Origin of the sequence: Methylibium sp. (assembly GCF_031393925.1) — a bacterium.
GTDB lineage: Bacteria > Pseudomonadota > Gammaproteobacteria > Burkholderiales > Burkholderiaceae_C > Methylibium.
This window is the reverse complement of record NZ_JANMWL010000249.1, coordinates 1-6015: the sequence shown is the minus strand read 5'-3', so window position 1 is coordinate 6015 and position 6015 is coordinate 1. Positions and strand designations below refer to the sequence as shown.

Here is a 6015-nt window from a genome sequence, read left to right as displayed (position 1 = left end):
GAAGTCGTCGGCGTCGAGCGTGGTGGGCAACAGCGCTTGCGCAGTACCCAACATCAGCGCTTTCGCTTCACCCACGAACGCAACGATGGCGGCGCTGTCGTACTCCGTGTCGAAGTGATGCCCGAAATAAACGTCGGACTTTGGCGGCTGGCCGTGGTGCCCGGTCACCGCCCGCGCCCAAGCGTTCAGGCCCGACAGGTGGTCGACCGTCTGTTCACCAAGCCAGGCGTCGTCGATGGCAGCTTGTTCGACCAGCTTCGTCCACGCCACATGCCCAAGCGTGTCGTGCCGTTCGGTGTAGCGCTTGACGGGTTGGCGCCCCCGCAACTCCTCGAACAGATCGGGGCGCTGGCTTTGAAAGGCCTCGGAAAACTTGCCGAGGTCGTGCAGGCACAGCCAGAACGAGACCCAGGCCACCAAGGCTTCTTCCGAAGCAACGCCGAGCTTGTTGGCAAGCCAGCGACGCAAGCCGGGCGCGGCCTCCAGGTAGGCGGCGGCAACCGCAGCCACGTCGAGGCAGTGATACGGCAGCAGATGAAACGCCGCTTCCGATCCCTCGACCGGCCGGGCCTTGCCCCAATAACACCAAGAGCTGTTCATGACGGCGATCGTTGCAGGCGCGAGGCTCACCGGGTGATCCTGACCAACGCTGCCCGCAATTTTTCTTCCACCATTTCCCGCAACCCCGCCGGCCCCAGCACCTCCACCTCCGGCACATGCCGCAGGATGTCCATCACCAGCTCGCGCGGGTCGGCATACGGCAATTCCAGCAGGTAGGTTCCGTCGGCATCGAAGCGCCCGCGCTGCTTGGGGTGCCAGCTCTCCGCTGCCACCCAGCGCGCGCGCTCGGCGCTGAAGCGCAGGCGCGCCCATTGCACGGCGCGCCCGGCGAAGATGCCGTAGCCGGTGCCCAGCACCGCGTCCAGTTCGGACTCGGGTACGTCGATGGCGGTCGTGTCGAGCACGCGGGCGCTGCGGATCGCGTCGGCGGAGAAGCTGCGCAGTGCGCGCGCTTCGTGGCACCACGCGTCCAGGTACCAGTTGTCGCGGTAGTGAATCAGCCGCTGCGGCGAGAGCTCGCGCTCGCGCGTTTGGTCACGCCCTCGCCCGTGGTAGGCGACGTGCAGGCGGCGCCTGCGCAGCAGGGCCGAACCGACGGCCTGAAAGTGCGGCAGGTCGAACTTGCGCGCGCCCACGGTCAGCACGCGGATGCGCTTGGCCACCTCGGTGTCGGCGTTGGCGCCGCTGCCGAGCATCTGCGCCAGTCGCGCCGCGAGCGGTGCGATGTGCGGCCCGAGCAGGCCGCCGCTGTCCAGGTTGGCCAGCAGGTGCTGCATGGTGAGCAGGGCATGGATTTCTTCTGCGCTGAGCCACAGGCCGGGCAGTTCGTACTGGGTGCCGGGCAGTTGCGCGGCGGCGTCGAGGCACCAGCCGGCGCGGTCGCGGTCCCACACGACCGGGGCGTTCATGCGGTCGCGCAGATGCGCGATGTCGCGCTTGAGTGTGGCGGGTGAGACGCCCAGTTGCGCCAGCAGCGTGGCCTTGACGGCGCAGCCGCCCGCGTCGAGCAGGCGCTTGATTTTGTACAGACGCTCGGTCTGCGACACGCTGGCCTCCCCGCGCCCGATCTTGTTGTCGGGTCATGGTATCGCGGCACCCGGCCGCTCCCGGGCCGGCCACTGGCGCGGGCGCGGCCGTCAGTGCGCCATCAGCACCGGCACCGTCATCGACTTCAGCACCGTGCGCGAAGCGCCGCCCAGCACCAGTTCGCGCGCGCGGCTGTGGCCGTAGCAGCCCATCACCAGCAGGTCGGCGCCGACGTAGGCGGCCAGCGAGAGCAGCATGTCGCCCGCCGCATCGGCCGGGATGGCGGCGTGGCGCTCGATGCGCGCCGCAACGCCATGCAGGCGCAGGTAAGCCTCGAGATCGCTGGTGCCGCCCGCTTGTGCATCGGGGTCGAGTTCGGCGGTGATGTGAATGGACTGCGCCTGCCCGAGCAGCGGCAGCGCCGCCGACACCGCCCGCGCCGCCTCGCGCGTGGGCTTCCAGGCGATCAGCACCGCGCGGCCGAGGGTCGCAAAAGCGCCTGCGTAGGGCACCACCAGCGCCGGCTTGCCGCTGGCCACGAGCACCGAGGCGACAAAGTCCGATGGCACGCCCAGGGCCTGAAGGTCGTCACCGTCATGCTGGCCCAGCACCAGCAGGTCGCTGCACAGGGCGTGGCGTGTCACGCCCGCCACGAGGGGCTGGCCGCCCAGTTCGCGCCAGAGCATCGGTGGCGTGGCAGCGAAATCAGGGCGATCGAACAGCCTGCGGGCGTCGTCGCGGCGCTTGGCGGAGAGCTGCTCGAACAGTAGCGTCACGCCGGCCGCGCCGTCGGCGCTGGCCAGCTTCAAGTCGAGCAGGGTCGGCGCGACCCCGAACAGCGCGGTGACGGTGGCGTCGTGCCGCGCCGCCACGTCGCGCGCGAGCGCCAGGCGCACCGCGCTGCGCGGCGAGGCGTCGAGGTGCAACAAAAGGGATCGCAGCGAACTCATCGTGGTGCTCCTTCATCGTGATGCGGGCGAGGTCTGCCGAGCATCGTGCCGCAGCCGCGGGCGGCGGCATTGCGCTGGATCAAAGCGGGCGAAGGCGCCGACGCCGGAGCACGCGGTGGCCTCGGGCCGCCATGCCGATGGGGTCAGCGTCACGGACGCGCACCGAGCTCATCGCCGGGCGCCAACGCCGAGGCCAGGTCGGGCGCGATGCGGGTGCTGCCGATCAGCGCGTCGAGCCCGGTGCGCTGCACCATCTGCAGCGGCTCGTCGCTCAGCTCGCACAACCACAGCGTCACGCCCTCCTGGCTCAGGCGGCGGTGCAGTTGCCGGATCGCATCGACGCCGCTGGCGTCGATCCAGATCAGCCGGCGCATGCGCAGCACGAGGCGCTGCGTGCCCGGTGGCAACGCGTCGGCAAGCGACTCGATCTTGCCCACCGCACCGAAGAACAGTGCGCCGTACACGTCGATCACCTGCACGCCGGCCGGCGCCCCGGCGACGTGCATGGGCTCGGCACGAAACAGCGTGCCCATGCGCCAGATGAAGAACACGCAGGCCGTCACCAGGCCGAGTTGCACGGCCACCATCAGGTCGAACACCACGGTCAGGAAGAAGGTGCCGAGCAGGATGACGCGATAACCGAGCGTGTAGCGCATCAGATGCGCGGGCGCGAACTCGCGCCACTCGCCCATGTTCCAGGCCACGAACAGCAGGATGCCGGCCAGTGCCGCCAGCGGCACATGGCTCGCCAGCGGCGCGGCCAGCAGCACGATCAGCAGCAGCGTTGCGGCATGCACGATGCCGGCCACCGGGCTGGTCGCGCCGGCGCGCACGTTGGTGACGGTGCGCGCGATGGTGCCGGTGGCCGGTATGCCGCCGAAGATCGGCACGATCATGTTGGCCACGCCTTGCGCCATCAGCTCCTGGTTGGGGTCGTGCTTGGGCAAGGTGGACACCTGATCGGCCACGCGCGCACACAGCAGCGACTCCACCGCACCGAGCAGCGCCAGCGTGATGGTGGGGATGACGAGCTCCTTGGCGCTGGCCCAGCTGAAGGGCGGCAGTTCCAGCGCCGGCAGCCCTTGGGGAATGCCGCCGAAGCGCGTGCCGATGGTTTCGATGGGCAGCTGAAGCAGCGCGGTGGCGAGCGTCAAACTCACCAGCGCCACCACCGGGCCCGGCAACCGGCCCGCCAACTTGACGAGCCGACTGCGGGCCATGCCCTGCGGCAGCGGCGTGCCGACGATGAACAACTTGGGCCACAGCGCGAGCCCGGCGACGCACAGGCCGCCGATCGCCAGCGCGCTGGGGTTGAAGCTGCCGGCGTGATCGATCAGCGCGCCGATCTGCGCAAAGAAGTCGGCCGAGACCTTGGGAATGCTCAGGCCCAGCACGTCCTTGAGCTGCGACAGCGCGATCAGCACCGCGATGCCATTGGTGAAGCCGATGATGATCTGCACCGGCACGTAGCGCACCATCGTCCCGAGCTTGAGGAGACCGAGCACGAACAGCAGCACGCCCGACAGCGCGGTCGAGATCAGCAGGTTGGTCAGGCCGTAGCGCTCGACGATGCCGAACACGATGACGATGAAGGCGCCGGCCGGCCCGCCGACCTGCACGCTCGAGCCGCCCAGCGCCGAGATCAGGAAGCCCGCGACGATGGCGGTGACGATGCCCTGCTCGGGTTTGACGCCGCTGGCGATGGCGAACGCCATCGCCAGCGGCAGCGCCACCACGCCCACGGTGAGGCCGGCGCCGATGTCGGCGACGAGCCGCTGGCGGTCATAACCGCGCAGCGCGTCAAAGAGGCGCGGGCGAAACGGGTGGAGTCTTGACGAGACGATCCCCTTCACCGAGGACTCCCCGCCGGCAGGCCGTGGGGTCTTGGGGTCTCAGTCATCGCCGGGCCGCCCCAAGAGGGCTGAGCGCCCCCTCGGGGGGCAGCACCGCAGGTGCGCGGGGGTTGTCCTTCAGTTCGGCGCGCTTCATCTCGAGGTAAGCCGCCTCGTCCATCTCGTGGAGCTGCCGCGGGTAGCGCTCGGTGGCTTCGAACCAGTCGTGCAGCCGGCGCTCGAGCCGCTGCGGCTCGGGCAGCGAGGCCGCATCGAGATAGGCGGCGATCGCAAGGTAGTAGCGCATCGTGTTGCGCTCGATCAGCCCGCGCACGCCGGCCACCGGACGCGGCGCTTCTGCGGACGCTCCGGGCGCGTTGCTGAAGCCGACCTTGCTGCGCCCCAGGGTGCTCAGGTAGCCCAGCATCGCCACGCGTGCCGCCAGGCCGTAGCCATACGAATAGGTGAGGTGGACGAACGAGCGGCCGTCGGGCAGCGGCATGGCGTCAAAGGCGATGCGGTAGTCGCGGGTGCCGAGCGGCCCGCTCGCGGCACTCATCTGCACCTGCAGGTAATCGCTGGTCGATGCCGACACGCCGTAGGCGAACTCGAGGCGGTAGGCGTCGGTGACCGACTGGTCGTGTTTGCGGCCCAGGCGGATGGCCACCGTCGATGTCGGGCCGCGGCCGGCGACGGTGCAGCGCTTCACGTTCAGGTGCAGCATCAGCACGTCGCACCAGGCCGGCGCATCGTCGAGCGCCGCGCTCACGCGGGCGAAGGGATGCTCCAGCACGGCGTAGATGTCGCCGACGAGAGCGTCGGGCCGCTCCGCCGACTCGAGCACCACGGGGCGGCCGAACGGGCTGCTGCGCAGCTGCTCTCCCATCGTTTCAAAGCGCGCCTTCAACGCCGCAGCGTCGGCGGTGTTCTCGGCGTGTGCAATGCCGGCCACCACCAGGCCGATGAGCCCGGCCAGCGTCACGCGGCAGAGCAATCTCATACAGGTGCGCATGCCGCTCAGCGCGACGGCGGAAAGTCGGCGTAGCTCAGCGCGATGCCGACCCGGCTCTTGCCGTTGCCGGTGGCCGGGGAGACGCTCACCACCATCGCCGAGATGCGGTGGCCGCGGGTGAGCCGGCGGCCCAGGATGCTGTCGGTGTCGCGGGCAATGACGCCGATCTGCCGCAGGCGCGAGCCGAGCAGGCCGAACAGGAGCGGCACGCGGACATAGGCGCCCACGCCGCCCACGCCGGCGCTCGCCGTGCCCAGCGCGCGCAGCTCGATCGACATGCCTTTCCTGCAGTGGCGGGCAATGATGTTGCCGCGGCGCGAGCCGTCTTCATTGACGCCGTCGGTCTCGCTCAACTGGATGGTGCGGCCGCTGTTCATGCTCGTTGTCCCGTCGTGCGCCGTTCAGAAGGCCTGGCCGGCCTGCTGGCGCAGTTGCTGGTACCACAGCGCGTAGCCGGCGTCGCCCCGGCGGGGCTGACCTGTAGCGCCTGGCTCTGGCGCGCCAGCTCGGCCGAGCGTTGAAGTCGCGTGACGGCGCAGCCGGCCGTGGCGAGCAGGGCAAGGCTTGCGGCAATCGCGACCGCAGTAGTGACTAAGGGGCGTTTCATAAGACAAGTGCGGTGGTCGGCGCTGCA

At 69.9% G+C, this 6015-nt stretch carries 6 protein-coding genes; all 6 read right to left on the bottom strand.

Annotated features, from left to right (window positions below):
* Positions 1 to 600 (bottom strand): CRISPR-associated endonuclease Cas3'' (locus tag RMO12_RS13160; RefSeq protein ID WP_309639634.1); only part of this gene is annotated, 600 nt, incomplete at its 3' end.
* A 26-nt stretch (positions 601 to 626) separates the two neighbouring features.
* On the bottom strand, positions 627 to 1607 hold the full coding sequence (locus tag RMO12_RS13155; RefSeq protein ID WP_309639633.1) for a WYL domain-containing protein: 981 nt from the start codon (positions 1605 to 1607) through the stop codon (positions 627 to 629).
* 90 nt (positions 1608 to 1697) lie between these two features.
* Positions 1698 to 2537 (bottom strand): universal stress protein, encoded by an 840-nt coding sequence (locus tag RMO12_RS13150; protein ID WP_309639632.1) that lies wholly within the window; start codon positions 2535 to 2537, stop codon positions 1698 to 1700.
* Positions 2538 to 2686: 149 nt separating this feature from the next.
* The gene (locus RMO12_RS13145) at positions 2687 to 4381 is read right to left on the bottom strand and encodes a SulP family inorganic anion transporter (protein ID WP_309639635.1); all 1695 of its coding nucleotides are present in this window, start codon (positions 4379 to 4381) and stop codon (positions 2687 to 2689) included.
* A gap of 52 nt (positions 4382 to 4433) precedes the next feature.
* Complete coding sequence (locus RMO12_RS13140; protein WP_309639631.1) at positions 4434 to 5369, bottom strand: hypothetical protein; 936 nt, start codon at positions 5367 to 5369, stop codon at positions 4434 to 4436.
* A gap of 17 nt (positions 5370 to 5386) precedes the next feature.
* Positions 5387 to 5758 carry a hypothetical protein gene (locus tag RMO12_RS13135; protein ID WP_309639630.1) on the bottom strand — a complete coding sequence of 124 codons (372 nt, stop codon included), beginning with the start codon at positions 5756 to 5758 and terminating at the stop codon, positions 5387 to 5389.
* Between the last annotated feature and the right edge of the window lie 257 nt (positions 5759 to 6015).